Annotated in this window: 18 protein-coding genes and 1 pseudogene; 13 read left to right on the top strand and 6 right to left on the bottom strand. The window is 42.6% G+C overall.

The annotated features are described in order from the left end of the window. Position 1: 1 nt before the first annotated feature. Entirely contained in the window at positions 2–1,054 is a 1,053-nt protein-coding gene (locus DW083_RS16850; protein WP_122333181.1) for an acyltransferase, read from the top strand. Here DW083_RS16850 and DW083_RS16845 read toward each other — a convergent pair. The 3 genes and pseudogenes from DW083_RS16845 to nadA form a co-directional block, all read right to left on the bottom strand. Next, positions 1,046–2,017 (bottom strand): hypothetical protein, encoded by a 972-nt coding sequence (locus DW083_RS16845; protein WP_122333180.1) that lies wholly within the window; start codon positions 2,015–2,017, stop codon positions 1,046–1,048. The two genes, DW083_RS16850 and DW083_RS16845, sit on opposite strands and share 9 nt — an antisense overlap. Before the next feature lie 4 nt (positions 2,018–2,021). Further along, a pseudogene (locus DW083_RS16840) lies at positions 2,022–3,463 on the bottom strand (MBOAT family protein). A 2-nt stretch (positions 3,464–3,465) separates the two neighbouring features. Next, a complete protein-coding gene (nadA, locus tag DW083_RS16835) occupies positions 3,466–4,452 on the bottom strand; it encodes a quinolinate synthase NadA (protein ID WP_122333179.1) in 987 nt (328 codons plus the stop codon). Positions 4,453–5,206: 754 nt separating this feature from the next. Here nadA and DW083_RS16825 point away from each other — a divergent pair. Then, positions 5,207–5,737: an RNA methyltransferase gene (locus DW083_RS16825; protein WP_115499754.1), complete on the top strand. Its 531-nt coding sequence runs from the start codon at positions 5,207–5,209 to the stop codon at positions 5,735–5,737. Here DW083_RS16825 and DW083_RS16820 read toward each other — a convergent pair. Beyond that, a complete protein-coding gene (locus DW083_RS16820; protein WP_122333185.1) occupies positions 5,729–6,334 on the bottom strand; it encodes a DUF4294 domain-containing protein in 606 nt (201 codons plus the stop codon). The genes DW083_RS16825 and DW083_RS16820 overlap by 9 nt on opposite strands. A 264-nt stretch (positions 6,335–6,598) precedes the next feature. Here DW083_RS16820 and dinD point away from each other — a divergent pair, with 264 nt between their 5' ends. The 4 genes from dinD to DW083_RS16800 all read left to right on the top strand — a co-directional run bounded on the left by dinD (position 6,599) and on the right by DW083_RS16800 (position 11,162). Then, positions 6,599–7,438: a DNA damage-inducible protein D gene (dinD, locus tag DW083_RS16815; protein ID WP_122333178.1), complete on the top strand. Its 840-nt coding sequence runs from the start codon at positions 6,599–6,601 to the stop codon at positions 7,436–7,438. 19 nt (positions 7,439–7,457) lie between these two features. Continuing rightward, positions 7,458–8,264: a hypothetical protein gene (locus DW083_RS16810; RefSeq protein WP_122333177.1), complete on the top strand. Its 807-nt coding sequence runs from the start codon at positions 7,458–7,460 to the stop codon at positions 8,262–8,264. A 12-nt stretch (positions 8,265–8,276) separates the two neighbouring features. Next, entirely contained in the window at positions 8,277–10,307 is a 2,031-nt protein-coding gene (locus tag DW083_RS16805; protein ID WP_122333176.1) for a helix-hairpin-helix domain-containing protein, read from the top strand. Between the two features lie 75 nt (positions 10,308–10,382). Then, the gene (locus tag DW083_RS16800; protein ID WP_122333175.1) at positions 10,383–11,162 is read left to right on the top strand and encodes a radical SAM protein; all 780 of its coding nucleotides are present in this window, start codon (positions 10,383–10,385) and stop codon (positions 11,160–11,162) included. Between the two features lie 74 nt (positions 11,163–11,236). Here DW083_RS16800 and DW083_RS16795 read toward each other — a convergent pair whose 3' ends face one another. Next, positions 11,237–14,044, bottom strand: coding sequence for a T9SS type A sorting domain-containing protein (locus tag DW083_RS16795; protein ID WP_122333174.1), 2,808 nt, complete (start codon positions 14,042–14,044; stop codon positions 11,237–11,239). 118 nt (positions 14,045–14,162) lie between these two features. Between DW083_RS16795 and DW083_RS22310 the strand changes: the two genes are divergently transcribed. Then, a complete protein-coding gene (locus tag DW083_RS22310; protein ID WP_167451667.1) occupies positions 14,163–14,333 on the top strand; it encodes a hypothetical protein in 171 nt (56 codons plus the stop codon). Between the two features lie 6 nt (positions 14,334–14,339). Here DW083_RS22310 and DW083_RS16790 read toward each other — a convergent pair whose 3' ends face one another. Beyond that, a complete protein-coding gene (locus DW083_RS16790) occupies positions 14,340–16,031 on the bottom strand; it encodes a SulP family inorganic anion transporter (RefSeq protein WP_115499747.1) in 1,692 nt (563 codons plus the stop codon). A gap of 177 nt (positions 16,032–16,208) precedes the next feature. Between DW083_RS16790 and DW083_RS16785 the strand changes: the two genes are divergently transcribed. From DW083_RS16785 to DW083_RS16760, 6 genes are all read left to right on the top strand, one after another. Beyond that, the gene (locus DW083_RS16785) at positions 16,209–17,396 is read left to right on the top strand and encodes an ATP-binding protein (protein ID WP_122333173.1); all 1,188 of its coding nucleotides are present in this window, start codon (positions 16,209–16,211) and stop codon (positions 17,394–17,396) included. Between the two features lie 682 nt (positions 17,397–18,078). After that, complete coding sequence (gene rbr, locus DW083_RS16780) at positions 18,079–18,657, top strand: rubrerythrin (protein WP_115499728.1); 579 nt, start codon at positions 18,079–18,081, stop codon at positions 18,655–18,657. 122 nt (positions 18,658–18,779) lie between these two features. Further along, positions 18,780–19,673, top strand: a complete 894-nt coding sequence (locus DW083_RS16775) for an ABC transporter ATP-binding protein (RefSeq protein ID WP_122333172.1) — start codon at positions 18,780–18,782, stop codon at positions 19,671–19,673. A gap of 17 nt (positions 19,674–19,690) precedes the next feature. Next, positions 19,691–22,963 (top strand): xanthan lyase, encoded by a 3,273-nt coding sequence (locus DW083_RS16770; protein ID WP_122333171.1) that lies wholly within the window; start codon positions 19,691–19,693, stop codon positions 22,961–22,963. 20 nt (positions 22,964–22,983) lie between these two features. Beyond that, positions 22,984–24,480, top strand: coding sequence for a TolC family protein (locus DW083_RS16765; protein ID WP_115499764.1), 1,497 nt, complete (start codon positions 22,984–22,986; stop codon positions 24,478–24,480). Position 24,481: 1 nt separating this feature from the next. Further along, positions 24,482–25,534 (top strand): efflux RND transporter periplasmic adaptor subunit, encoded by a 1,053-nt coding sequence (locus DW083_RS16760; protein WP_122333170.1) that lies wholly within the window; start codon positions 24,482–24,484, stop codon positions 25,532–25,534. Positions 25,535–25,568: the final 34 nt, after the last annotated feature.

The following is a 25,568-nucleotide window of genomic DNA, read 5'->3' as shown; positions in this document are numbered from 1 at the left end:
AATGAATCCAACAGAAAAGGTATTGCTCAATTCTAAGTTGATTGCACAAGTTAAAGAAGCGAATAACTTTGATTTTATCCGCTTCTTTTTAGCTTATTCGGTCATGTTCAATCATTTCAGTACATTGACGGATACAGACCCTTTCTGGTTCGTCAGTGGCGGATTCCGTGTAAAAGGTTTTTTCATTATCAGCGGATTCCTGGTTATGTTCAGTTTCCTGCGCTCACCGGATACATATGTTTTCTTTCGTAAACGCGTACAACGTATCATGCCGGCTTATTCGCTGGTGATTCTGTTATGTCTGATATTGGGTTTCTTTCTTACCACACTGCCTCATCATGAATTTCTGACATCATCCAAACCATATACTTATCTGTTCACCAACCTGCTGACATTAAATTTTCTCTGTCCGGATCTTCCGGGTGTTTTTGAAAATAATACGATGCATGCAATGAACGGTTCGCTCTGGACAATCAAAGTGGAATTGATGTTATATATGACAGTTCCTCTCATTTATTGGCTACTAAAGAAATATAACAAACTGATATGTCTGATATTGATATATGTACTATCTTTTATTTATTCCACCACTTGCAACTATTTGGATGACACAACACATAACGCTATATACGCATTTCTGAAACGACAGTTCCCCGGACAAATGATGTATTTCTGTTCCGGTATCATCATATTAGCCTATTTTCCGTTGTTCCGAAAGTACATGAAATATATTTTTCCGATAAGTATTCTGCTATTTATATTTAGAAATGTTCTGTTTCTCAGTATATTCGAACCGATCGCATTGGCTTCTATTATCATATCGGTAGCCTATAGTTTTAAATGGTTACACTTCTTTAATCGTATGGGAAACTTTTCTTATGGTATATTTTTACTCCATTTTCCCATCATACAAACCTTCATCCATTTCGGATTAGATAAATACAGTTTGGTTCTGACATTGGCATTGACAACTGCCATTTGTACTTATTTGGGAACATTATCCTGGAAATACGTAGAGAAACCTTGTCTGTATAAACCAAAAAAATTACGGTAATTGTAATATAACCTGTTCTGTAATTTTTTTTGCTCCTTTACTGTTAGGATGAATAGCATCGTAAAAATCAGAAGCCTCGAGCAAACTAAAACAATCAATCATCGGAATATTTTGAAACGTCTCTTCGACTAATTCCAAAGCTTTCTGCTTTTCCTGGAAAGTCGAAGACTTAATATCCGGATTATAAGGCATAATTATCAAACAATACATAATATCCCGTTTTTGAAAATATAAATAAGAATCTTCCAAAAGTTGCTTCCATTCAGGAATTATCTCATAATCCACGAATTTATTATTTAGATTCTGTTCATCAACATCACGTTGATAAGTTATGTCATTCCTATCTGAGGTTTTAGAAGTTGGATAACGAAGTTCTTTTGCGGTAGCATCCTGAATTACATCATCATCCAGTAGGTTACGTAAAACAATTGATAAACCGGTAAATAAGCAATTTCTGGCTTCATAATTATAATAGAAAGGAGAAATGTCTAATTTTTCAGATAAAGAAGGGACAATCTTTTCAGTCAATGCGTCCATCTCATACCCATACATATGCAAAGCTACCCGGTTGGGTGTATCCATATCTATCGGTTTAGACAATTGATCGATATCTACACATTGTAAAACTACTTTCACTGAACTTGGTAAAGATGTATAATATAAAGCGCTTTCACTGACTTGCTGTCCTGTCGATGTTAAGCTATAAACGGTAGGATTTCCTTTCATCTTTTCTTCCAGCATATAACCATTTATACCACTCATCCCCCGACTATTTCCAAAAATAACTACATCCGGTGTCTGAGCTGTATCAGCCAATGTTTCAATAATAAGATGAGTACGTATATAGTCATTAGGCAACCACCTGTATAAATAAGGAGTCACAAAATTCAATATATAAATCAGACCCAATATAAAAACTATGAAACATATGATATTATTAAACTGCTTCCTGGTTGGTTTCATACATTTAGAATTGAAAATATATAAAGTCAGATGAATTGTTACCGAAAAAATAGATGGAGACGAGAATAACCATATACAAACTATATCTTATCCATATACTTCGTACAGCAGATAAATCCAACCCAAAAAGTTTATCTCTGTTTTTCCATTCTATACATAACATCAATGCAATGAAAAATAAAGAAATAAGAGCAATAACATTATTAATACCGCTAACTTTGGGTACTTTCAACAAAGAGGAAGAAAACATATCTGTTATATATGCAAAAGCCATAGATACTGTTTCTGAACGAAACAAAATCCACCCTAAAGTTACAAAGGCAAAAGTCACTGACATTTTTAATAAACGAGGTATCTGTTGTTTATTTCCTTTCAACAGCAATAAACAAATAAATAATAACCCATGATATAATCCCCAACCTATAAACGTCCAGTTTGCCCCATGCCAAAGTCCGCTTAACAAGAATATAATCAAAATATTCCGGATATGTTTGAATCTTCCGACCCGGTTTCCTCCTAAAGGAATATATACGTAGTCAACGAACCATGTATTCAATGAGATATGCCACCTACGCCAAAAATCTATTATATTAAGAGAAAAATAAGGATATCTGAAATTCTGTTTTAAATTAACTCCGAACAACTTTGCCGTACCAATGGCAATATCCGAATATCCGGAAAAGTCTCCGTATATCTGAAAAGCGAATAAGATAGCTCCCATCAACAAAGTGCTGCCGGAATAATGACCATAGTTTCCAAATACATCATTCACGACAAGAGCACAGTTATCAGCAATCACGATCTTCTTAAAGAATCCCCACAACATTTGTCGAACTCCATCCACAGCATTATCGTAAATAAAAGTACGCGGTTTATAAAATTGAACCAACAAATTCGTAGCCCTTTCAATAGGTCCCGCTACCAGCTGTGGAAAGAAACTGACAAATGCAAAGAAAGCAACTATATCATGCGTAGGTTCAAGTCTTTTTCTATATACGTCAATCGTATAACTTAATGCTTGAAACGTATAAAAACTTATACCTACAGGAAGAATCACATAGAGAGTTGAAGTATGCAACGTAATACCTGCTAATGAAAAAGCACTGACAAAACTCTCTATAAAGAAGTTATAATATTTAAAGAATCCCAATATCAACAGGTTCAAAACGATATTACCGCCTGCTATCCAGCGACACTTCAGCCGCATCGATTTCAAATTGTCTTCCGATGTATTTCTAATTTTTTCAATACCTATTCCGCTCAGCCAACTGAAGAAGGAAGTAAAAGCTATCAATAGCAGGAAACGTTCATCCCACCAGCCATAAAACAGATAGCTTACTCCCACTACAAATAAGTTCTGTAACTTCACACTCCTATTGAAAAGAAACCAATAGGATAAAAAACAATCGGAAGAAAAACTAAAAATTCAATAGAATTGAATAACATACCTACAACCCCAACCTCTCCGATATCTCCAGCATCTTCTTGATCGGGCGGATTGCCTTTTCCTGGACTTCTTCGTCTACAAAGATTTCGGGTAATTCGTATTTCAGGCAGTTATACAATTTTTCCATTGTGTTCAAACGCATAAAATTACATTCATTGCAAGCACAAGTGCTGTCGTTGGGAGGAGCCGGAATAAACTCCTTTTCGGGACTTTGCTTGCGCATTTCGTGAATAACGCCACTTTCCGTCGCTACAATGAATTGTTTCTTATCAGACTTAACCGTGTGCTTCAGAAGAGCCGCAGTCGAACCAACGAAGTCTGAAACCTGTATAACGGGCTGCTTACATTCCGGGTGGGTAATTACTTCCGCATCCGGGTACTGCTTCTTCAGTTCCAATATCTTTTCCAATGAAAACTGTTCATGTACATGGCAAGCGCCGTCCCAAAGCAACATCTTACGTCCGGTAATGCCATTTATATAATTACCTAAGTTACGGTCCGGTCCGAAGATAATCTTCGTATCCTCCGGAAAACTTTCCACAATCTGACGGGCATTGGTGGAAGTTACCACCACATCTGTCACAGCCTTGACTGCAGCTGTCGTATTTACATACGAAATAACCACATGATCGGGATGTTGTCTGACGAATGCTTCAAAGTCAGGAGCCGGACAACTGTCCGCCAGCGAACAACCGGCATTCAGATCGGGAACCAATACCTTCTTGTCCGGGCACAACACCTTAGCTGTTTCTCCCATAAAATGGACACCACAGAAAACAATGATGTCAGCTGTCGTTTTAGCTGCCTGTTGTGCCAATGCTAAGCTGTCTCCTACAAAATCCGCTATATCCTGGATATCACCAGTCTGATAATAATGAGCAAGGATGACGGCGTTTTTCTCTTTGCGCATTCTGTTTATCTCTTCCTTCAAATCCAAACCCTTTGGAATGGGGGCGTCCATATATCCGATCGATTGGTTTGTCAACATAGTTACTTCTGTATTAAATGATTCTAAAATTCAATAACCGCTAACGAGTACAAACTGCTATTCACAGCCTGTCAACAAAGTTATCATCTATCCTTATCACTGATAATCTTTATTTTACTCCACTTATCAACTTATTGTTGATATTGTGCAAAGGTAAGAACTTTATTGATTCTCGCATAGGAAACATATATAAAACCATAAGAACAACGGCAGGTTTTCACGAAAATATGTACGTCTTCCTCCGAAAACCTGCCGACTGTTTTCATCCGGAACTTTTCCCCCTTCCTCGAGTTATCCACAATCATATTATTATATTCTTATTTATTCTTTATTTTAAATCTAAATATGATGAATATAATATCCGGTTGAAACAGTTAATACATTTTCGTTACAATACTTGCCTGATTAGTTATTAAACGATGTAAACTACTTATTAAGTAGATACCAACATACAGTTTTTCTTATTATATCCTGTTATTCTTTACTTTACAGACTTTATTAATTTCCGGTTGAAAACTACTTGTGTGTAAAAGTTCATAGCGGTTGGATGCTGTTGATACGTGTATAACCACTGTTGACAGAGCGTAGTAAATAATTTGTTATTTCTATTGCATAAAAGGAATGAGAGCATGTATAGCGAACAATTTGGATAATGCAAGAATTATTTTTCATTTTGTGTCCACCACTTATCAATACCTTTTCAACGGCATATCCACATTAATTGACTATTTTTGCAAGCAAAGAAATGATAGCTATGCGCAAGTTAAAAATAACAGAACTGAACCGCCTGACTCCGGAGGCATTCAAAGATAGTAAAAAAATTCCGTTGGTGGTCGTGTTGGATCATGTAAGGAGCTTAAATAATGTAGGATCCGTATTCCGTACGTCCGATGCTTTCAGGGTGGAGAGCATTTATCTGTGTGGTATTACGGCTTGTCCGCCTCATGCGGAAATCCATAAGACTGCTTTAGGAGCGGAAGAGACAGTAGACTGGAAATATTTTAAAGATACGATGGAGGCTGTTGATAACCTGAAACAACAAGGGTATATCGTTTGTGCAGTAGAACAAGCCGAAGGCAGTACAATGTTGGATAAGTTATTGTTGGACAAAGATAAGAAGTATGCAGTCGTCATGGGAAACGAAGTAAAAGGCGTTCAACAATGTGTCGTTGATAACTGTGATATGTGTATTGAAATACCGCAGTATGGGACAAAACATTCCCTGAATGTTTCGGTTACTACCGGCATTATTATCTGGGATTTCTTTAAGCAGTTGTCAGATTAATCCGTTTTCAACGAGTACGACTACCCGTTCCGTCATAGCGTCTTTTCCTTTCGGGTCGTATTCGGTTTTCAAGCTGGCACCGAACATACCGGCGAATATATTCCAGAAACCCGCCCGGAAACTTCCTAAGTAGGCTTTCAACAAATTGTAGCTCGATTGGTTGCATTCTCTGTCAATCAATTTGATAAGCAACTTGCCTTGTGAGAAAGTAAGCTTTTTCAGTTCCGGTTTATACTCCTGGAAGAGTTCTTTTTCCATTCGTTTCAAATGAGCTTGACGGGATTTATCGTCCGGAAGTGTTTCCATATATTCATATGTTTCAATTAGTGTTTCATAAACCATTTTTGCATATGGTAATGTACGTTTCACATCACGAACCAATTTATTGTATTTGACTTGTTCACGCTTGTTTTTGAACTTTACCGGTGGATAAATGAATACTTCCCGCAGATTGACAACAGGTACCGTATCCTTTCCATCCAGATAAGCTCTTTGTAATCCTTCAGGAACGGTATTAATTTTCAATGTTTGTGCTTTGGCCCCTATCATACACAACATGAATATTATCAATATTTTATACCTGCCTTGTCTCAACATCGTGTACAAATGTAGTTGATTTACGAATAGCATCTGCTTGTTTTACAGAATTTGACTAATCAGTTATATGGTTCTATTTATTGATAATAAGACGATATCTTATAAATAAGTTGTTAATATGTTGTCAACTCTATATAAATCATTATATTTGTATCAGTACAAACAACTAAAATCAACAGACTATGAAATATCTGACTTCCTTTCCATTCTTTATAAATCATAAATATTTAATATATAAATAATTATCACTTAAAAACTTGTATTATGAAAAAAGAAGAAATCAAAAACTTATTAGATAAGTTTGAGGCGGCTGCAAATGTTGTAGAAGAAGTAGAATGCTGGAGTGCCAGAGAATTACAAACTTTATTAGGATATGCAAAGTGGGATAACTTTATCAACAATGTTGTGGTGAAAGCCAAAGAGGCATGTAGGAATGCAGGAGAAGATATAACAAAACCATTTTCCCGACGTCGGAAAATGGTTTCTATAGGATATGGTGTTGAAAAACAAATAGATGACATCTTATTAACGCGTTATGCATGCTATTTAATAGCTCAAAATGGAGATAGCAGAAAACCTCAGGTTGCTTTTGCACAAACTTATTTTGCTGTACAAACTCGTAAAGCAGAGATTATTGAGCAACGGCTTCTTGATTATGAACGGGTAAAAGCTCGTGAAAAGCTTAGCAGGACAGAAAAACAACTATCTGGTATATTATATGAGCGTGACATTGATAGTAAAGGGTTTGCAATTATTCGTTCAAAAGGTGACCAAGCCTTGTTTAATATGAATACACAGGTGTTAAAAAAGAAAATGGGAGTTCCTTCCGGACGTCCGGTTGCCGATTTTCTTCCGACTATCAGCATAAAAGCTAAAGATTTAGCCGCTGAAATGACTAATATTAATGTACAGTCAAAAGATTTATATGGACAACCTCCTATAGAAAAAGAACATGTTGATAATAATTCAGCAGTCCGGGATATGCTGTTGAAACGAGGTATTCATCCTGAACAGTTATCGCCTGGTGAAGATGTTAAGAAAGTTCAGAAGAGAATAGAAAATGAGGATAAGAAAGTTTTGAAACGAAACAATTCTACTAACTGATAATAAATCAAACCTTACTATGAAATCAATAAATATACTTGTTGGATTTCTTGTATCTGTCAACATGCATGCTGTTGATAACCTTCGCCTGACTGATATGCGCAGTGTGGGAATGGGAGGGAACGGGGTTACACAATCCGTACTGTTCAATCCTGCATTGGTAACATTGCATAGTGATAAAGTAGTTCATATCGAATACTTTAATCGCTATGGGGTAAAAGAGTTGGGAACAGCTGGTATTGGTTTCGTTTATCCCGATTCACGATTGTCGGCAGGTGTTAATATCTCTTCTTTCGGGTATGATAAGTATAGGGAGACACTTTTCCGTTTGTCATTAGGAAAGCAATTGGAGGAGCGGTGGCGAATAGGTGTTAGCTTCCAGTGTGCCGTGTTGCAGACAGAGTTGTTGGAGGAAGTGCCGAAACAATTGTCTACGGATGTGGGAATCCTGTTTGTTCCCGTTGACAAGCTGTTGATCGGAATGTTGATAATGAATTTTCCTTCTGTGGCGATTAATAAGCAAAATTCTGAAATCAAATATTTTACAAGCTATTCTGTTCAAATAGGTTTTCAATGGGAAGTAATGAACAGCTTGTTCATAGTAGGAACACTCGAAAGCAATAAAGAGCATACATTAACCGGTAATGCCGGGATCGAATATACTCCGTTCAAAGACTTCCATATACGGGCAGGTATGCAAGCTACTCCTCTATTGCCTACTTTAGGTGTCGGATACCGCCTGTCGGGATTTACTGTTGATGTAGCGACTGTTTATCATCCGGTTTTGGGAGTCAGTACCGGGCTTGGTTTAAGTTATTCTTTTTAATCAGATCAGACTATGAAACGAATGTTTATAAACCTGTTGGTATGCCTGTTCATAAGCAGTTATCAACTTAAAAGCCAGACATTATATTCTGTTGATAAGTGGATGGAATATATAGAGGAAATGGCTTCGGAAACGGAAGATGAAGCACGTATCGAAACACTTTATACCGACCTTTCTTACCTTGCCGAACATCCTTTCGAACTGAATACGGTGACGGAAGAACAGTTGCGCCGCCTGCCTTTCCTTTCCGATCTGCAGATACAAAAGCTGTTGGAATATCGTTCGCGTTATGGTAAGATGGTTACGCTTTATGAACTCAAAAACGTGGAATCGTTCGATTATGAGACGATTTCCCTGTTGATTCCTTTTGTCCATATCGGTGAAATAATGGTTGATAAGCGGCCTATAACTGTGAAGAACCTGTTGAAATACAGTTCTAATGATTTGCAAATCAGATATGACAGATGTTTTCAACAAAAGAAGGGGTATGGTTCATATCCTGACAGTGTGTTGCAACAATATCCGAACCGTAAATACCTGGGTGAACCGTTTTACCATTCACTTCGCTATTCGTATGCCTTTGACGAACGTGTTCAGTTTGGAGCGGTGGCGGAGAAAGATGCGGGGGAACCTTTCTGGAATGAATATCATAAAGGGTATGATTATTATTCGGTTCATCTCTTTTTAAAGGAAATGAATAAATGGTTGAAAAGTTTTGCCATAGGCGACTATAAAGTTTCTTTCGGACAGGGATTGGTGATTAGCAATGATTTTTCCCCCAGCCGGAACGCTCTCGTTTCACAGGCGGAAAGAAGAACGAACGGATTCAGACGTCATTTTTCAACCAATGAAAACGATTTCTTCCGGGGAGCGGCGGCAACTGTCAATTGGAATAAGTTTGATATCAGCCTGTTTTATTCATATAGGAAACTGGATGCAGGTGTGGATAGTAATATTGTCCGCTCGTTCAAAACAGATGGTTTGCACCGGCTGGTCCGCGACAGGGAAAAGATACATACGGTTTCCATGCAGACGTATGGGGGAAATATCAGATATGCGACGCCGGATTTGTGTATCGGTCTGACCGCTCTTTCCTATTCTTTCGGAGATTATTCCGTACAACCGGAAGCTAAACCTTATAACCTGTTCTATTTTCGTGGTAATCGGAATCTGAATGTAAGTGTGGATTATCTGTTGAAAAATAGGTTGATTAAGTTTTACGGCGAGACTGCCCTAAGCCGGAATGGGGCGATAGCTTCGCTGAATGCCTTGCAACTGACACCTGCCTCTTACTTTTCTTTCCTGTTATTATACCGGTATTATGATAAACGCTACCAGGCATTTTTCGGAAATGCCTTTTCACAAGGTTCAACAATCCAGAATGAACAGGGGTTATATATGGGAATGCAGTGGACACCTTTCAGGCATTGGAAATTATCTGCTTATGCCGATGTTTTCCGTTTTCCCTGGTTGAAATATGGAATGGATGCACCTTCGACAGGGAAGGAGTATATGCTTCAGGCGGACTATACGCCGAACAGAAGTTTGTCGACCTATATCCGTTATAAGTATAAGGAGAAAGAACAGGATATGTTTCCTTACCATCAGCAACGTTTGCGGTTGCAAGCCTTATATGCCGTTTCTTCGTCCGTTTCGTTACGGACATCCGTGGACGGTGTTCTTTACACGGAGGTTGAGGGGAAGAGTAGGGGGTGGATGGTTGCACAAAGTATCGGTTGGAAACCTGTTGATACGCCTGTTCAGGCAGATTTCTATGTGGCCGGATTTCATACGGATGACTATCAGAGCCGGATATCCTCTTATGAAAAAAACATTCTGTATGCCTTTAACATGCCTTCGTTTTATGGCAGAGGAGTCCGGTTAGCGGTGTCTTTTCGGTGGAATATAATGAAACGTCTTTCCCTTTCAACTAAGTTCGGATATACCTATTATGCCGATCGGGATGTGCTTGGCACGGATTTGGAAGAAATCGACGGGCATGTAAAATCTGATCTCTATACGTTGTTGCGGTGGAAGTTTTGACAGTGTACTAAATCATTTTAAAGTTATTGATAATTGTGATAGCTTTCGTAGCTTTGTACTCAAATATAAATCATTATGTCAACAATTCTTTTTGATAAAATAGTCTTCGGACCGATACACAGTCGCCGGTTAGGTGTTTCATTGGGTATGAACCTGCTTCCTACGGATGGCAAGCTCTGTTCGTTCAATTGCATTTATTGTGAATGCGGACTGAATGAGGAACGCCGTACGCGTAGTAAACTGCCTGCCCGTGCAGAAGTAAAAGAAGCTTTGATACAAAAGCTATCGGCCATGCAAGCGGAAGGTGTGGCCCCCGATGTGATAACCTTCGCCGGGAATGGCGAACCGACCATGCATCCTGAATTTGCCGGTATCATCGACGATACGATCGAGACCCGTAACCGCTTTTTCCCGAACGCCAAGATTGCTGTCCTTTCCAATTCGACTATGCTTCATAAGGAAGAAGTTTTCCAGGCATTGAATAAGATCGAAGATAACATACTGAAGCTCGATTCCATACTGGACAGCCGTATCCGGCAACTGAACGTACCCAATTCTCCCGCCTTTACCTTCTCCCGCCTGTTGGAACAGCTTTGCCGCTTCAACGGCAATCTGATCATCCAAACCATGTTCCTGAAAGGAGAAATAGACGGAGAGAGCGTGACCAACACAACTGAACATGAAATATCCGGCTGGTTGGAAGCACTCAAACAAATCAAACCGAAACAGGTCATGATCTATACGATAGACCGGGAAACGCCTGTCAAGAACCTGAAAAAGGTGACCAAAGAAGAGCTGGAAGCAATTGCCGATCGCGCCCGCCGCGAAGGGTTCGATGTGACGGTTTCTGCTTGAAAATTGAAAATTAAAAATGGAGAATTGAAAATTAGTTGGACTTTCTATAATTTTCAATTCTCCATTTTCCATTTTCAATTTATTTTGATTCCTTTTATCACTTTTATTTCTTTGTCCGTATGGATACGGAAAAAATAGATACCGGAAGGAAGTGAACCTGTATAAATAGTAGCTTCTGGATTATTCTGTTTTATAACCAATTTGCCGTCAGCCGAAACTACTTCCAGCAAATAAACTTTTTCATTTCCTGTCAACTGTATTTTGTCGGTAAATGAAGTAGGTGTAACGGTTACCTCTGAAGTACGTATGCTTTCGTTGTCTACACTGACTTCCGCGCTTGCTTCACTCTTTTTACTTTCATTATTGTTTTCATATAAAGTAGAAACCTGATAGGTAAAACGAGCGGCAGGCACTTGTTTATCCGTATATTCGGTAATTGATTTATTGGATACATTTCCTACTTTTATATCATTACGGTAAATATTGTAACCGGTTATTTCCGGAAATGTAGTGGCTTCGGTACTGCGAAGTGATGAATTAGCTTCCGTTCTTTTGGTAAATGATGGTGTTACCGATGATTTGGATAATATTATATTTCCATCCGATGCAGTAGCTTTCGTGCCGGGTATTTCTTTCTGTTCAGAACTGACGACAGCAGCCAACATAAAATTGTTGTCATAATTTTCTTCTTCGTTTTCCGAAGGTTCGTATAAATATTCCCAGTTCTCGCCGTCGAGAGAAACAAGATTTCCTTTTCCATTTATAGCAGGTCCTTCATCGAGAACTGCCGGATAATCTGTTACTTTATTTGTTGAGGCATAAAAAGCAATAATTAGTTCTTTTGAAGCATCGATAACGAAAGGCTCTTTCAATTCGATCGTATTTGTTTTTTGGGGAGACAGATTATTCAGTTCCTGTGTATACTTCCGGTTGCCCTGGATGATCAGCAGTGAATAGGGAATTCCTTCGATAGGAAGGAAGATTACAGATTTGATCAGGTTTTTATTTAATGGAGCCAGGTCGTTTTTATCCCATTTCTGTCCGAAATAGAACGGTTGTCCAAAACCGACCATCATGTAAGAAGAGCCGGTTCCCCAATAAATCATCTGTTGGTAGACAGGTTCTTTCCAATTTATCGTTACGTTATTGCCATTGGATGCAGCAGTTACGTTTGTAGGTGTCTTCAACTCATAGATATAAATAAATTCACCTATAACAGGAGACTCGTTTCCATCGGCATAGAAAGCAGATACGCTGTAGAATTGTGTTCCTGTTTCAGGGTTATTATCCACATAAGAAGTAGACGTAGTATAATCGATTAATGTATTATTTCTGTAAACAGCATATTGGGAAGGCTTCTCTGAAGTGGAAGCAGGAGCTTTCCAGTTCAATTGTACTTCTCCGTTTTTATATGACAGAATCAGATCGGTTGGAGCTGCTTTATGGGCAGTAGCATAGCGTCCGGCTAACTGGGTTACTCCCGTCCTGGCCGGATCCAGATAAACGTCCATACGGGCCGTATCGGCTTTACTATATTGATCCCAATGACTGTATAGTTTACCGTATGTATTGGATTGATTAGGTTTTTCACAGGAAGAAGAACCGCCGCTAAGTGTTCCGACAATCAATTTATTTTGATTAAACAGAGGAGAACCGGACGAACCTCCCTCGGTTACACTGTGTCCGTTAGCTGTTTGGTCAAATATTACGTTCCAGTGAGCTTTTGCTGCGCCGATTACACTGTCGACACCATACCAGGTAGTAGTGGTTGCTTCTCTGCTGAAGGTTGATATTTTCATATAATCTCCTGCCGGGTGATGAATACCTACACCTGATTTGGCAGAAGTGTTACTTCTGTCCCAACCATTATAATAGACATTATAATTTTCCGGAATATTTTGATTCAACAATAATAATAAACCGTCTGATCCGCCATCCAGTGGGATTCCGGCCATTTTCTTACAGCCTATTATTGTTTTATAGGAAGCTATGCCTGAGGTGTTCTCGCAACCTGTGCGTTCGAAATGAAAATAGAAAGTATATTTGTTTAAGTCTGCCTGCGTAACAGTTTCATCCATATCTATACAATGATAAGCGGAAAGGATATAGGGTTTCAGGTCTTCTGCCGTATTGTTGACTAATGCCCCCGAACAGTAATAAATATATTTACCAATAATAAGCGTCATCAGGCAAACACCATTCTTTTCTGTTTGCCAGGCATCTCCTTCTTCGCAGTTTATGTTTACCATGCAGGAGCCGGAAGCTCCGGGACCTGTATTTGCTTTAGTGCGGGAAATATATAAATGATTATATCCATAGCCGATTGCATCTATCGAAATACGGGGTTGTTCTCCTTCCCGGCTGCTTGTTTCATATTCGAGGATAATATCATCGCCCGCCAGAAACTCGGTTGCATATTCTTTTGTCGGTGGGTTGGTCTGATGGGTGAAAGCTCCAATTATCTGTGTTTTATCAGCATTATAAACAAATAATTTACCATTTTCAGGAATATAAAAATCATTGAAACTAAGCATCAGCGCAATAGCATCTTTTGCCTGTAAACGCAGTTGCCATATATTATTGCCGTCCGGTAAAGTAGTCCAATTACCGGATTTATCTATTGTCAGATCCGTATTTATGAGAGTTCCCACTTTCAGCGGCGCCCCCTGGCTCACCTGCCAGGCGTCGACTGTTTTCAGGTCTTCCACGCTAAAATTAACGGGGATCCGAACGGTCGGAAGATCACTTTTTAATGTGTTTGAGTACTTGAAAGAGGCAGGTATCCCGCCTTCACTGATTTGTGCACGAACAGATTCCGGCAAAATAATTCCTGTTACTAACAGAAATAAGCTGATTAGCGGAAAGAGAGCCTTTTTATTCATAATGTACGTTGATTTATGATGTACTAATTCGCAAATGTAATATTTATTTCTGATCCGGATAGGGGTTTTTGTCGATTCCATGTCTTATAATTAAAAGTTAGATAAATAATTGAAGACAATGGAATCAACAAAAAGTAAAAAACAGATGCCGCAGCTTTGGTATTGGAGCCAGCCGGACAATGGATTTAGTTTTGAAGATGCGGAAACAATTGCGAAAGAATCCGTGTTTGAAGCAAAAAAGAACGATTGCCGGTTAGACAATCGTTACCTTTATATTGCATTTATGTAGAGAGTATCAGTTACCTTTTTGTCTCCTGTCCTGTTCCCAGGCTTTTGCAACCGCCTCATTAATATTGCTGCAAATATTTTCCGTTCCGATCTTTTTGTCGAAGCCGGACTTGACAAGTATCTTACGTACCTGTTCGTTTACACCGGAAAGGATCATGTGGATATGTTCGGCCTGCGACATTCGGAACAGGCTTTCCAAGTTGTGCAGTCCCGTCGAATCCATGAACGGAACTTTACGCATACGGATAATACGTATCTTCGGCTTGTCGCCCATATTGTGCATGATGTCATCGAATTTGCTCGCCACACCGAAGAAAAACGGTCCGTCGATCTCATACACTTCCACCCCTTTAGGCAATGAAAGAACCTCTTCGTCATGATGGATTTCCCCATCATCCGAAAGGTCGATCTCATCTTTCACGACAGACACACGGGTGGTTTCCGCCATACGTTTCATAAAAAGGAACATGGCGATCAGCAATCCTACCTCGATCGCAATCGTCAGATCGAAGATAACCGTCAGGAAAAACGTCACCAGCAAGACAGACACGTCGCTTTTCGGGTTTTTCATCAATGAACGGAACGTTCGCCATTCACTCATATTATAAGAGACAATGATCAGCACCCCTGCCAGGCAGGCCATCGGGATATGTTTGGTCAGCGGACCCAGGAAAAGCAGGATCAACAGCAATACGATTGCATGGATGATACCGGCCACCGGAGTACGTCCGCCGTTATTGATATTCGTCATGGTACGGGCAATCGCGCCCGTCACCGGGATACCGCCGAAAATCGGTACGATGATATTGGCCGCCCCTTGGGCGATCAGTTCGGTGTTTGAATTATGTTTATCACCTGTCACACCGTCTGCCACCGTAGCGGAAAGCAGCGATTCGATCGCTCCTAACATGGCGATCGTAAATGCGGAAGGAAGTAACAGGTTTATTGTCTCCGGATTGAAGCTGATAGATGCCGGACCGGGCAGGGCAGCGTTGATGGTAAAACGGTCGCCGATCGTTTCGATCCCTGTTATACCTAAATGATACCGCATGACATATACGATGATTGTCATGGCAATGATCGCGATCAGCGAGCCCGGAATCTTTTTGGAAAATTTAGGTGTGAAGGCTATAATCGCAATACTGACAAGTCCGATCAACAGAGACCATACGTTCATCGTATCGAAATGTTCGAAGTAAACAATCCATTTGGATATAAAATCAGCCGGTACCTTGTCTATCGTCAGGCCGAAAAGGTCTTTCATTTGTGTGGTGAAAATTGTCAGGGCGATACCGCTGGTGAAACCGACAACAATCGGGTAGGGGATAAACTTGATAACCGTACCTAATTTCAATGCCCCCATAATCACCAGGATAATCCCGGCTACCACCGTCGCAATGGCTAATCCTTCGATCCCGAAATTCTGAATAATCCCATATACGATTACAATAAAGGCCCCTGTCGGTCCGCCGATCTGCACGTTACAGCCACCCAACAGCGATACGATAAACCCGCCGATAATAGCCGTGATCAGTCCTTTTTCCGGACTAACCCCCGACGCAATACCGAAAGCAATGGCAAGCGGGAGTGCCACGATTCCGACAATAATACCGGCCATCAGGTCGGTCATAAATTTTTCCTTCGAATAATTTTTCAGTGCCGATAACAGCTTGGGCTGAAAATCAAACCTGTTCTTCATCTTTCTGCCTAATTGATTAAAAATGCTGCAAAGGTACAAAAAAAAGAAAAAAATTATCCTTTCATGAAGTTTAATAGAAAAAACGGGGTTGTAACCCACAAAATAGCATGAAAAAACGGGGTTGTAACCCACAAAATAGTATATTTGTATCTCTGAATCATTAATAAAGAAGAAGATATGCAACGATTGATTGATAATTTTACAAGATTGTTGGCTTATACCAATCTTAGCAAAAAGCGATATTTGTTCCAACAGATCAATTGGAAGCATCGACTGATTGGGATTACCGGGCCACGCGGTACCGGAAAAACAACTTTGCTTTTACAGCATATCAAGGAAGAGAAGTTGGGCAGTGCGGCGTTATATGTCAGTCTGGATAATATTTATTTTTCCCAGAATACATTGGTGGACCTGGCGCATCAGTTCTATATAGATGGCGGTACTCATCTGTTTCTGGATGAAGTACACCGGTATCCCAACTGGGCAATCGAAATAAAAAACCTATATGACAGTTATCCTGACCTGTATATAGTCTTTACAGGGTCTTCTATCCTGGAAATCTATAAAGCACAGGCCGATTTAAGTCGTAGAAGTGTGATGTACGCTTTACGTGGGCTCTCTTTTAGAGAATTCCTTTATTTTGAAGATATTATAACATTGCCTCCTTTCCCATTAGAAGAGATACTGGATAAGCATACTGAACTCGCATCCGAGATTGTGACAAAGGTGAAGATACTGCCGGCATTCCATAATTATCTGCAATATGGTTACTATCCTTTCTATAAGGAAGGAAAGGATATTTACTACGACCGTCTGTCCGGTATTGTAAACACGATATTAGAGAATGATCTGCCTTCAATAGTAAATTTACAGTATGCCACTATTTTAAAAATGAAACGCTTGTTGACTCATGTGGCTACTCTTGTACCCTATACTCCCAATATCAATGACCTTAGCGGGTTGATCGAAACTGACCGGAAAAGTCTGTTAAGTTATCTGCAATATTTGGATCGGGCAGAATTGCTATTGCAACTGTATAGTGGAAAACGGAAATTGTCGGAACTTACAAAACCTTCCAAACTATATATGGAGAATACTAATTTGCTGTTTGCATTGAGCCATAACACGCAGAGCGGCACTTTGCGTGAGACTTTTTTTGCCAATCAGATGGTTTACCGGCATGAACTGACTATTCCGTCGGAAGGTGATTTTATGGCGGATAATACCTGTCTGTTTGAAGTAGGCGGTAAAGGAAAAAGCTTTAAGCAAATCCGAAATATCCCCAATAGCTATATTGCTTATGACGATATGGAAATCGGACTGGGAAATAAAATTCCGTTGTGGATATTCGGTCTTCAATATTGACCCTTATTGTATAAAACGTATTTTTCACTCCAGAAAGACATCCGAAACTAAACAAATGTTAATCCTTTTTTTTGACCTCAAAAAGGGACTTTTTCCTCTTTTTTGAGCGTTTCCATCAATTACGACCGTCCTCTTTGCCATTACGACCGTGCTAATAGGTAGTGCACTCGGTACCTCGCGAAGATTAGCACGGTCGTAATGGCGATTTGGACGGTCGTAATTGAAAAGAGGACCGTCTAAAGGGCAAAAAAGCACCTGAATTTCCTTGGGATATTTGGAACGCCGTCCGTTTTATTTTCAAATATTCGATTCTCCGGGAGTTAAGGTTTATCACATTGTCGGCGTTTCCGTCTTTCGGCAATCAAATTATACACTTTTTGGAATGGGCTGCGCACCTCGTTTTTCCTATTGTCAGAAAGGGGAGCTTAAACCGTGAAAAGAGTCAATCCAAAATCGATCAGAATTTTGGGCGAAATAGAAAAACAGCTGAAAAGGGGGTTATTGTCATTTTTCTTTATTTAGAGTAAGGATTAAAAACTCAAATTATAGATTCTATTTATGTAACGATAGAAATATTTTTATCATCTAAATTAGTAATCCCCTTAAACATTTTCATACCTTTGAGCGTTATTATTTATAGGCGATTAGACAAACTCATAATTATCTTACATATATTAGCGTTATGGAAAAAAGTATTAAGGGTACTCGTACCGAGCAGAATCTGCTGAAATCATTTGCCGGAGAATCTCAGGCAAGAAGTCGTTACACATTTTTTGCAAGTGTAGCTAAAAAAGAAGGTTACGAACAAATTGCAGGTGTGTTTATGGAAACAGCTGAACAGGAAAAGGAACATGCAAAGCGTTTCTTCAAATTCCTGGAAGGTGGAATGGTTGAAATTACAGCTTCTTATCCGGCTGGTGTGATCGGAACAACTGCTGAAAACCTGGCTGCCGCTGCTGCTGGCGAAAACGAAGAATGGGCAGACCTTTATCCGGCTTTTGCTGATATCGCAGACGAAGAAGGCTTCAAGGAAATCGCTGTCGTTTTCCGTATGATCGCAAAGGTGGAAGCTGAACACGAAAGACGTTACCGCAAGTTGTTGGCTAACGTGGAAGCAAACAAGGTATTCGAAAAAGACGAAGCTATCATGTGGCAGTGCCGTAACTGCGGTTTCGTATTCGAAGGCAAGAAGGCTCCGATGAAATGTCCGGCATGTGCTCACCCGCAAGCTTATTTCGAACCGATGAAACAAAACTATTAATTATCTTATTAGTTTTTAAATTAGGGCGCTCCCTTACAATAATATGTTGTAAGGGAGCGTTTTTTATGAAATAAACTCTATCTTTAGCCCGACTATTTATATGAATCTGAATTTACCTGTTGATGAGCATATCGATAAGAAATCTCAATAAAGTGTATCCGAATGGAAACCACGCACTGAAAGATGTCAATCTGGAAATACCGACCGGTATGTTCGGGCTGTTGGGGCCGAATGGCGCAGGTAAATCTACCCTGATGCGTATCCTTGTCGCACTTATGGAACCGACCTCCGGTGAGGTGGATATCTGCGGCTACGACCTGATGAAGCAGCGGAAAGAGATACGGGGCATATTGGGGTATCTTCCGCAGGACTTCCGCTTCTTTGCCAAATATAAAACGTACGAGTTTTTGGACTACGCTGCGCGTCTTTCCGGAATGAACCGTAAGTCTTTCCGGAAGAAAGCGGTGGATGAGATGTTGGAGAACGTGGGGCTTTTCGACGTGCGCGACCGCTATGCCAACAAACTGTCGGGAGGTATGAAGCGCCGTTTGGGGATTGCGCAGGCGTTGATCCATCATCCGAAGGTGATTATCGTAGATGAGCCGACTACGGGCCTCGACCCGGAAGAGCGCATCCGTTTCCGTAACCTGCTGTCGGAAGTCAGTGAGAATGACGTGACGATTATCCTGTCAACGCATATCGTGGGGGATATTTCGAGTACCTGCAACTGTATGGCGTTGATGAATAAGGGGGAAGTGTCGTTCTTCGGTTCCCCGCAGGATATGCTGAAGCAGGCGGAAGGGAAGGTGTGGCGCATACGGGTGACCAGTGACGAACTGCATGAGGTGGATAAGCAGTACCCTGTTATCTCGACTATTCCTTCCGGTACGGGTTGGGAAGTGCAGGTGGTGGCCGATGAGGTGCGGGGGTATGAGGCGGAGTCTTACACGCCTAATCTGGAACATGCCTACGTCTATTATATGGAGAATAAGTTGAACCGGTGGAGAAACGATTAAAGGAGGTTGCCTGCGAGATGTCATTTATCACAAACATACAATCCGTCGCTAAATACGAAAGTAAGATACTGGTGCGAAGCTGGTTCTTCCGGATCTTCACGCTGCTTGCCGTCGCCTTTTTAGGGTTCTTCAACTTTGCCATGCTGTTGATGGAGGATAGCGGGGGGCTTTGGTTCGAGAAATCAGTTGCTTCCAATATACCTTATTTTAGTCTGTTGCTGTTGAACACGGGGCAGGCGGTGGTGGCTGTCTTCCTCTCGTCCGAGTTCCTGAAGCGGGATAAGAAGCTCGATACGTCCGAAGTCTTTTATGTCCGTCCGCTCAGCAATGCGGAATATGTGGTCGGGAAGATATGGGGAAACCTGCGTGTGTTCCTGCTTCTGAATGTGCTGATATTGGGGATTGTGATGGCTTTAAACTTTATGGCGCCCGGTATTGCGGTCGATTGGCAGGCCTATTTCATCTATTTCTTCCTGGTCAGCCTGCCGACGCTTATTTTTATTATCGGGCTTTCCATTTTCCTGATGTTGTTGTTGAAGAACCAGGCGTTGACTTTTATCCTGTTGTTGGGGTATATCGGGTTGACGTTGTTCTATATACAGGATAAGTTTTATTACCTGTTCGATTATATGGCCTATAACCTGCCGTTGTTCAAATCGACGATTGTCGGGTTTAGCAGTCCGGAGTTGATGTTGAACCACCGGGCTATCTACCTTTTTGCCGGATTGGGGTTTATCTTCTTTACGATCTTTCTGTTCAAGCGGTTGCCTAATGCACGGCGGAGCCATTATCCCTGGTTGTTCCTATCCTTCTGTATGTTCGGGGTGGCGGGGACGGCGGGTTTCCGGCACATACGCCTTATCCTGGAGGAAGGAGAGGTGCGGGCTTTATATACAAGCATCAACAATAAATATGTCCATACGCCGAAGATGGTGATCGACTGCTATGATATTTCGGTGGAACAGAAGCCTGAATCGATCGAATCGGTCGTCACGATGAAAGGGGCGGCTCTTGCCGCATCCGATGTCTTTACCTTCTGCCTGAATCCGGGATTGAAGGTGGAAGAGGTAAAGGAAGGGGAGAAGGCGCTCGATTTTAAACGGGACAAACAGATCCTGTTGGTGGATTTCGGTAGGAAGATAGAGGAGGGGGACACGGTTTCGCTCTCGGTACGCTATGCGGGACGGATAGCGGATAACTTCTGCTATTTGGATATCCCGGCCGAGGTCTTGCAGGAACCGTATGAGAAGGAACTACTGAAGATAGATAAGAAATATAGTTTCCAGACACCCGACTATGTGCTGTTTACACCCGAGACATATTGGTATCCCCGTCCCGGCACAGCATACAGCGACGTGAGTCCGGATTGGCAGCAGACCTATTTCAGCCGTTTCCGGTTAGATGTGAAGCCGCTGCCCGGGCTGGTTGCCGTTTCACAGTCGGGTAATGCCCCCTATCAGTCTGTTTCGCTGATTATCGGGCGGTATGAGCAGAAGAGCTTCGAGAGCGACAGTACGCTTTATAGCGTGTGGCATATAAAGGGGCACGATTATTATGAGGCGGCTTTCGATTCGATTCGTGATACGATTCCGGGGCTTGTCCGCAACCAGCGGGACAATCTGGAACGTACTTATAAACTGAGCTATCCGTTCGACCGCTTCTCGGTGGTGGAGGTCCCGGCACAGTTCTACAGCTATGTCCGTTCCTGGTCGCAGGCGCAGGAGGTTGTGCAGCCCGAGATGGTTCTTTTTCCCGAAATGGGGTGTATGTTCAACCAGATGGACTTCGTCAGGAGCAAGAAAAACCAGTTGAGATGGGCGAAACGCGGAGGGCGGGAGATTAGCGAGGAGGAGGCGGAGATACGGACGTTGAACAGTTTCCTGTGGATATTCTCGCAGACGGAGGGTAATTATAACTTCTCTTCCGGCAGCCGGGGTAAGTTCAATATCTCTTCCCAGAGCAATCCTTATCTGTTGTTTCCCGAGCTTTATAATTTCCGGTATAATATTTATTCATCCGTATGGCCTGTTACGAACCGTATCATCGAGCTTTACCTGCAAAAAAAAGCCGATAACAACGGTTGGGAGCGGGAGATTAACGGCATCAGTAATAACGAGAAGGCGAACCTGCTGATGGAGAAGCAGTCGTTTAAGGAGCTGCTGTCCGATGTTGAACATCGTGATTTGCTGAACAATATTATCAGTCTGAAAGGTTACAGCCTGTTTGCCCCTGCCGAGGTGAATATCGGGGTCAGCCTGTTCCGCGATTCCCTGTATGCCGTGTTGGGGCGGAATGAGTTTAAAAATATTCGCTTCGAGTCTCTGCTCGATACGTTAGGGATGATCAGCCGCTCCGATATCCGTTCGGGTATTTCCGGTTGGGAACGTCCGACGCCACTTCCTTTCTATACGATCGGACAGCCCGGGGTGACGAAGATAACGAATAAGGGGCAGGAGAGTTTTGTGTTGAAACAGTTGGTGAGCAATAATTCCGATTACGACGGGATGCTCCAGCTCGATATACAGGCCAGGGGCAATGGTCCGGATATCGATCCGCGCACCAGCCGGAAACTTCCGCTTGCCGCCCATCAGACCAAGCTGTTGGTAACCGTTTGGGAAGATGCGCCTGTCCAGGTGGATGTCAATACGCTGATATCCGGCAATCTGCCGAATGTGCTGAACCTGCCTATTACCAATATCCCGGAAGAACGGGAGCGTGCGATCGATCCGGAAGGGGATTTTATCGTTCGGGACTTTTCTCCCGAGGCGGAAGGGGAGGTGATCGTTGATAATGAAGATGCGCTTTTCTCCCTATCCGAACCGGCTGTTGTCGGGCTGCTGCCCAAATGGCTCGACAAGGTGGAAGACACCTCCTTCAAGTATGCCGGCGTTTCCCCCTGGCGCGCTCCGCTTCAGTGGACGGCGACGACGAATGCGGCTTACTACGGCCGCTATATCCGTTCCGCTTATGTCATCAAGAGTGGCAACGGGAACCAGACGGCTACCTGGAAAGTGCCTGTCCCGGCTGCCGGGCAATATGATGTCTATTATTATGTTTCCAAGGATAACGAACTGAAGTATAGTAAGCAGGCCGGCGGGGAATATCACTTCAAGGTGGCCTATGATGAGGAGAGCGAAGATGCGTATATAGATTTGAAGAAGGCGAATGAAGGCTGGGAGCCTTTGGGGGCTTACTACTTCAGCGGCGATACGATCCGGATCACCCTCACGAACGAGTGCAAGCTCCGGAGTGTTACGGCCGATGCGGTCAAAATAGTAAAACGATATTAATTAGTAGATTACGATACATGATGCAAAGAGAGTTACTATCCATGAAAAAGATGCTGCTGACAGGCCTTGCCTGCCTGAGCCTGTCGGTTCCTTCCTACGGGCAGATCGCGCTGACGATCGAGAAGGCGATGGATATTGCGGAAGAGAACAGCCCTTCCCTGCGTCGTTCCCACATGAACCTGGAACGCTACCAGCAGAACCTGGTTGCACAGCGGGCCTCCCTGAAATCGAGGTTCTCGCTGAACCTCAATCCGGTGGACTATAGTAAGAGCCGTAGTTTCGACAACCGTCTGTCGCAATGGTACACGAATGAGAGATTCAGTACGAGCGGGACGTTCCAGGTCGACCAGCCGATCTTGTGGACGGATGGTGTCCTTTCGCTGATCAACCGCTTCGGATGGCAGGACAACAATTCCAATATAGACGGGACGAAGACCAGCAACAAGGCTTTCAGTAATGACCTCTATCTGCAACTCTCACAGCCTATCTTTACCTATAACAAGCGCAAGATGGAACTGCAACAGATCGAATATGACTACGAGAATGCCAATATCAGCTATGCCCTGCAACGGCTCAATACGGAGAAAGACATCACCCAGCAGTTCTATTCCGTCTATATGGCGCAAAGCCAGCTGGCCATTACGAAGGAAGAACTGACCAACGCACAGCAGAGCTATGATATCATCAAGAATAAAGTCGAAGCCGACTTGGCCGCCCGCGATGAACTGTTCCAGGCGGAGGTAAACTTAGCATCCGCCCGTTCCTCTATGGAAGAGCAGCAGGTATCGCTCGAAAACGCGAAAGACCAGCTGAAGCAGACGTTGGGGATGAACCTGGACGAAGACCTGATGGTCTTTGCCGAAGTGCAGATCAAGCCGGTGGAGGTGAACTTAGAAAAGGCGATCCAGCATGGCCTTGAGTCGCGCCTCGAACTTCGCCAGCGGGAGATCGAGAGCAAGGAACTGGCTTTCGACATGATCAAGACAAAGGCGTTGAATGAATTTAAGGGCGACATTTCGCTTTCGTTCGGTCTGATCGGTGATAACCGCCACCTGGACCAGATCTACAACAATCCGACGCAGAACCCCCGTGTCGCGATCACCTTCTCCGTCCCTATCTTCGATTGGGGAGAAAAGAAAGCCCGTGTCAAGGCGCAGGAGGTAGCCCAGAAGATCAACCAACTGGAATTTCACGAAGACAAGGTGAGCATCGAGCTGAATATCCGTCAGACCTGGCGCAGCTTGGAGAACCTGCTTTCGCAGATCAAGATTGCCGAACAAAACGTGCTGAATGCCCAGCGTACCTACGACCTGAACCTGACCCGCTACCGCGAAGGCGATATCACCGGTATGGACATGAACCAGTTCCAGACGCAGCTTTCCAATAAGAAGATTGCCTACACGCAATCGCTTATCAACTATAAAATCGAATTGTTGAACCTCAAAATACTTTCCCTCTACGACTTCGAGCACGATGTGGCTGTTGTCCCGATGAAAGATTTAATAACGAAAAAATAATATGAAATATTCAATCACCTCTCTTCTGTTGTTGGCTGTTTTACTGGCCGGTTGTAACAATCAGCCGCAGAACACGCAGAACGATATTGCAACCCCTGTCTCCGTGATGGAACTCAAGAAAGGTTCTATCAGCAAGTTGGTCAATACCACCGGGACGGCACAGCCCACCTACGGCGTCACCCTCAATTCCGAGATGAGCGGCCTGTATAAGTTACAGACGAACCCGCGTACCGGTAAGCCCTTTAAGTTGGGTGATCTCGTTTCCAAAGGGCAACTGATCGTCCGCCTCGAAGACAAAGAGTATGAGAACGGCATTGCGATCGACGCCAAAGAACTGAGCCTCGAAATAGCCGAGCAGGAGCAGGTGAAGCAGAAAGCCCTTTACGAAAAGGGCGGTGTGACGCTTAGCGAGATGCGCAATACGGAGGTAAAGGTGACGAACGCCCGCTACGACTTCGAGAACGGTAAGCTCAATCTGGAAAAGATGAACATCACGGCTCCTTTCGACGGTGTGATTGTCGACCTGCCGCATTATACTTCGGACGTCCGGATCGAGCAGGGAAAACCGGTTGTCGGCATCATGGACTATGCCCGCATGTATATGGACATCAACCTGCCGGAAAGTGCTATCGGATATGTGAAGGCGGATCAGCCGGTCCGTATCACCCACTATACTTTGCCGGAAGATACGATCAAAGGGGTGATCAGCGAACTGTCGCCGGCTATCAGCTCCGAGACGCGTACTTTCAAGGGAAAGATACTGATCCAGAACGACGGCCTCAAACTCCGTCCCGGAATGTTCGTCAAGGCGGATATCATCGTCAACAAGGCGGACAGCGCCATTATCATCCCGAAAGATGTGATCCAGTCCAACCGTCGTACCAAATACGTTTACATCGTTGAAAAGAACACCGCCCTGCTTCGGGAACTGAAAACCGGCCTCGAAGACGATAAGAACATCCAGGTCCTGGAAGGCCTGAAGGAAAACGATAACTTAGTGGTGAAAGGCTTCGAGACGTTGAAGGAGAATGCGAAGGTAAAAGTACAGAAATAATGTGCCAATATGCCAATGTGGCGCTTCGCTAAAT

The organism is Parabacteroides sp. AF48-14, assembly GCF_003477465.1.
Taxonomy (GTDB): domain Bacteria; phylum Bacteroidota; class Bacteroidia; order Bacteroidales; family Tannerellaceae; genus Parabacteroides; species Parabacteroides acidifaciens.
Note: the sequence above shows the minus strand (reverse complement) of the source record. Positions and strands in the feature narration are given on the sequence as shown.

Bases quoted from the DNA above. Each gene is read 5' to 3' on its own strand.
- DW083_RS16850 (WP_122333181.1), top strand. From the start codon at position 2: ATGAATCCAACAGAAAAGGTATTGCTCAATTCTAAGTTGATTGCACAA.
- DW083_RS16845 (WP_122333180.1), bottom strand. From the start codon at position 2,017: ATGAAACCAACCAGGAAGCAGTTTAATAATATCATATGTTTCATAGTT.
- nadA (WP_122333179.1), bottom strand. From the start codon at position 4,452: ATGTTGACAAACCAATCGATCGGATATATGGACGCCCCCATTCCAAAG.
- DW083_RS16825 (WP_115499754.1), top strand. From the start codon at position 5,207: ATGCGCAAGTTAAAAATAACAGAACTGAACCGCCTGACTCCGGAGGCA.
- DW083_RS16820 (WP_122333185.1), bottom strand. From the start codon at position 6,334: ATGTTGAGACAAGGCAGGTATAAAATATTGATAATATTCATGTTGTGT.
- dinD (WP_122333178.1), top strand. From the start codon at position 6,599: ATGAAAAAAGAAGAAATCAAAAACTTATTAGATAAGTTTGAGGCGGCT.
- DW083_RS16810 (WP_122333177.1), top strand. From the start codon at position 7,458: ATGAAATCAATAAATATACTTGTTGGATTTCTTGTATCTGTCAACATG.
- DW083_RS16805 (WP_122333176.1), top strand. From the start codon at position 8,277: ATGAAACGAATGTTTATAAACCTGTTGGTATGCCTGTTCATAAGCAGT.
- DW083_RS16800 (WP_122333175.1), top strand. From the start codon at position 10,383: ATGTCAACAATTCTTTTTGATAAAATAGTCTTCGGACCGATACACAGT.
- DW083_RS16795 (WP_122333174.1), bottom strand. From the start codon at position 14,044: ATGAATAAAAAGGCTCTCTTTCCGCTAATCAGCTTATTTCTGTTAGTA.
- DW083_RS22310 (WP_167451667.1), top strand. From the start codon at position 14,163: ATGGAATCAACAAAAAGTAAAAAACAGATGCCGCAGCTTTGGTATTGG.
- DW083_RS16790 (WP_115499747.1), bottom strand. From the start codon at position 16,031: ATGAAGAACAGGTTTGATTTTCAGCCCAAGCTGTTATCGGCACTGAAA.
- DW083_RS16785 (WP_122333173.1), top strand. From the start codon at position 16,209: ATGCAACGATTGATTGATAATTTTACAAGATTGTTGGCTTATACCAAT.
- rbr (WP_115499728.1), top strand. From the start codon at position 18,079: ATGGAAAAAAGTATTAAGGGTACTCGTACCGAGCAGAATCTGCTGAAA.
- DW083_RS16775 (WP_122333172.1), top strand. From the start codon at position 18,780: ATGAGCATATCGATAAGAAATCTCAATAAAGTGTATCCGAATGGAAAC.
- DW083_RS16770 (WP_122333171.1), top strand. From the start codon at position 19,691: ATGTCATTTATCACAAACATACAATCCGTCGCTAAATACGAAAGTAAG.
- DW083_RS16765 (WP_115499764.1), top strand. From the start codon at position 22,984: ATGCAAAGAGAGTTACTATCCATGAAAAAGATGCTGCTGACAGGCCTT.
- DW083_RS16760 (WP_122333170.1), top strand. From the start codon at position 24,482: ATGAAATATTCAATCACCTCTCTTCTGTTGTTGGCTGTTTTACTGGCC.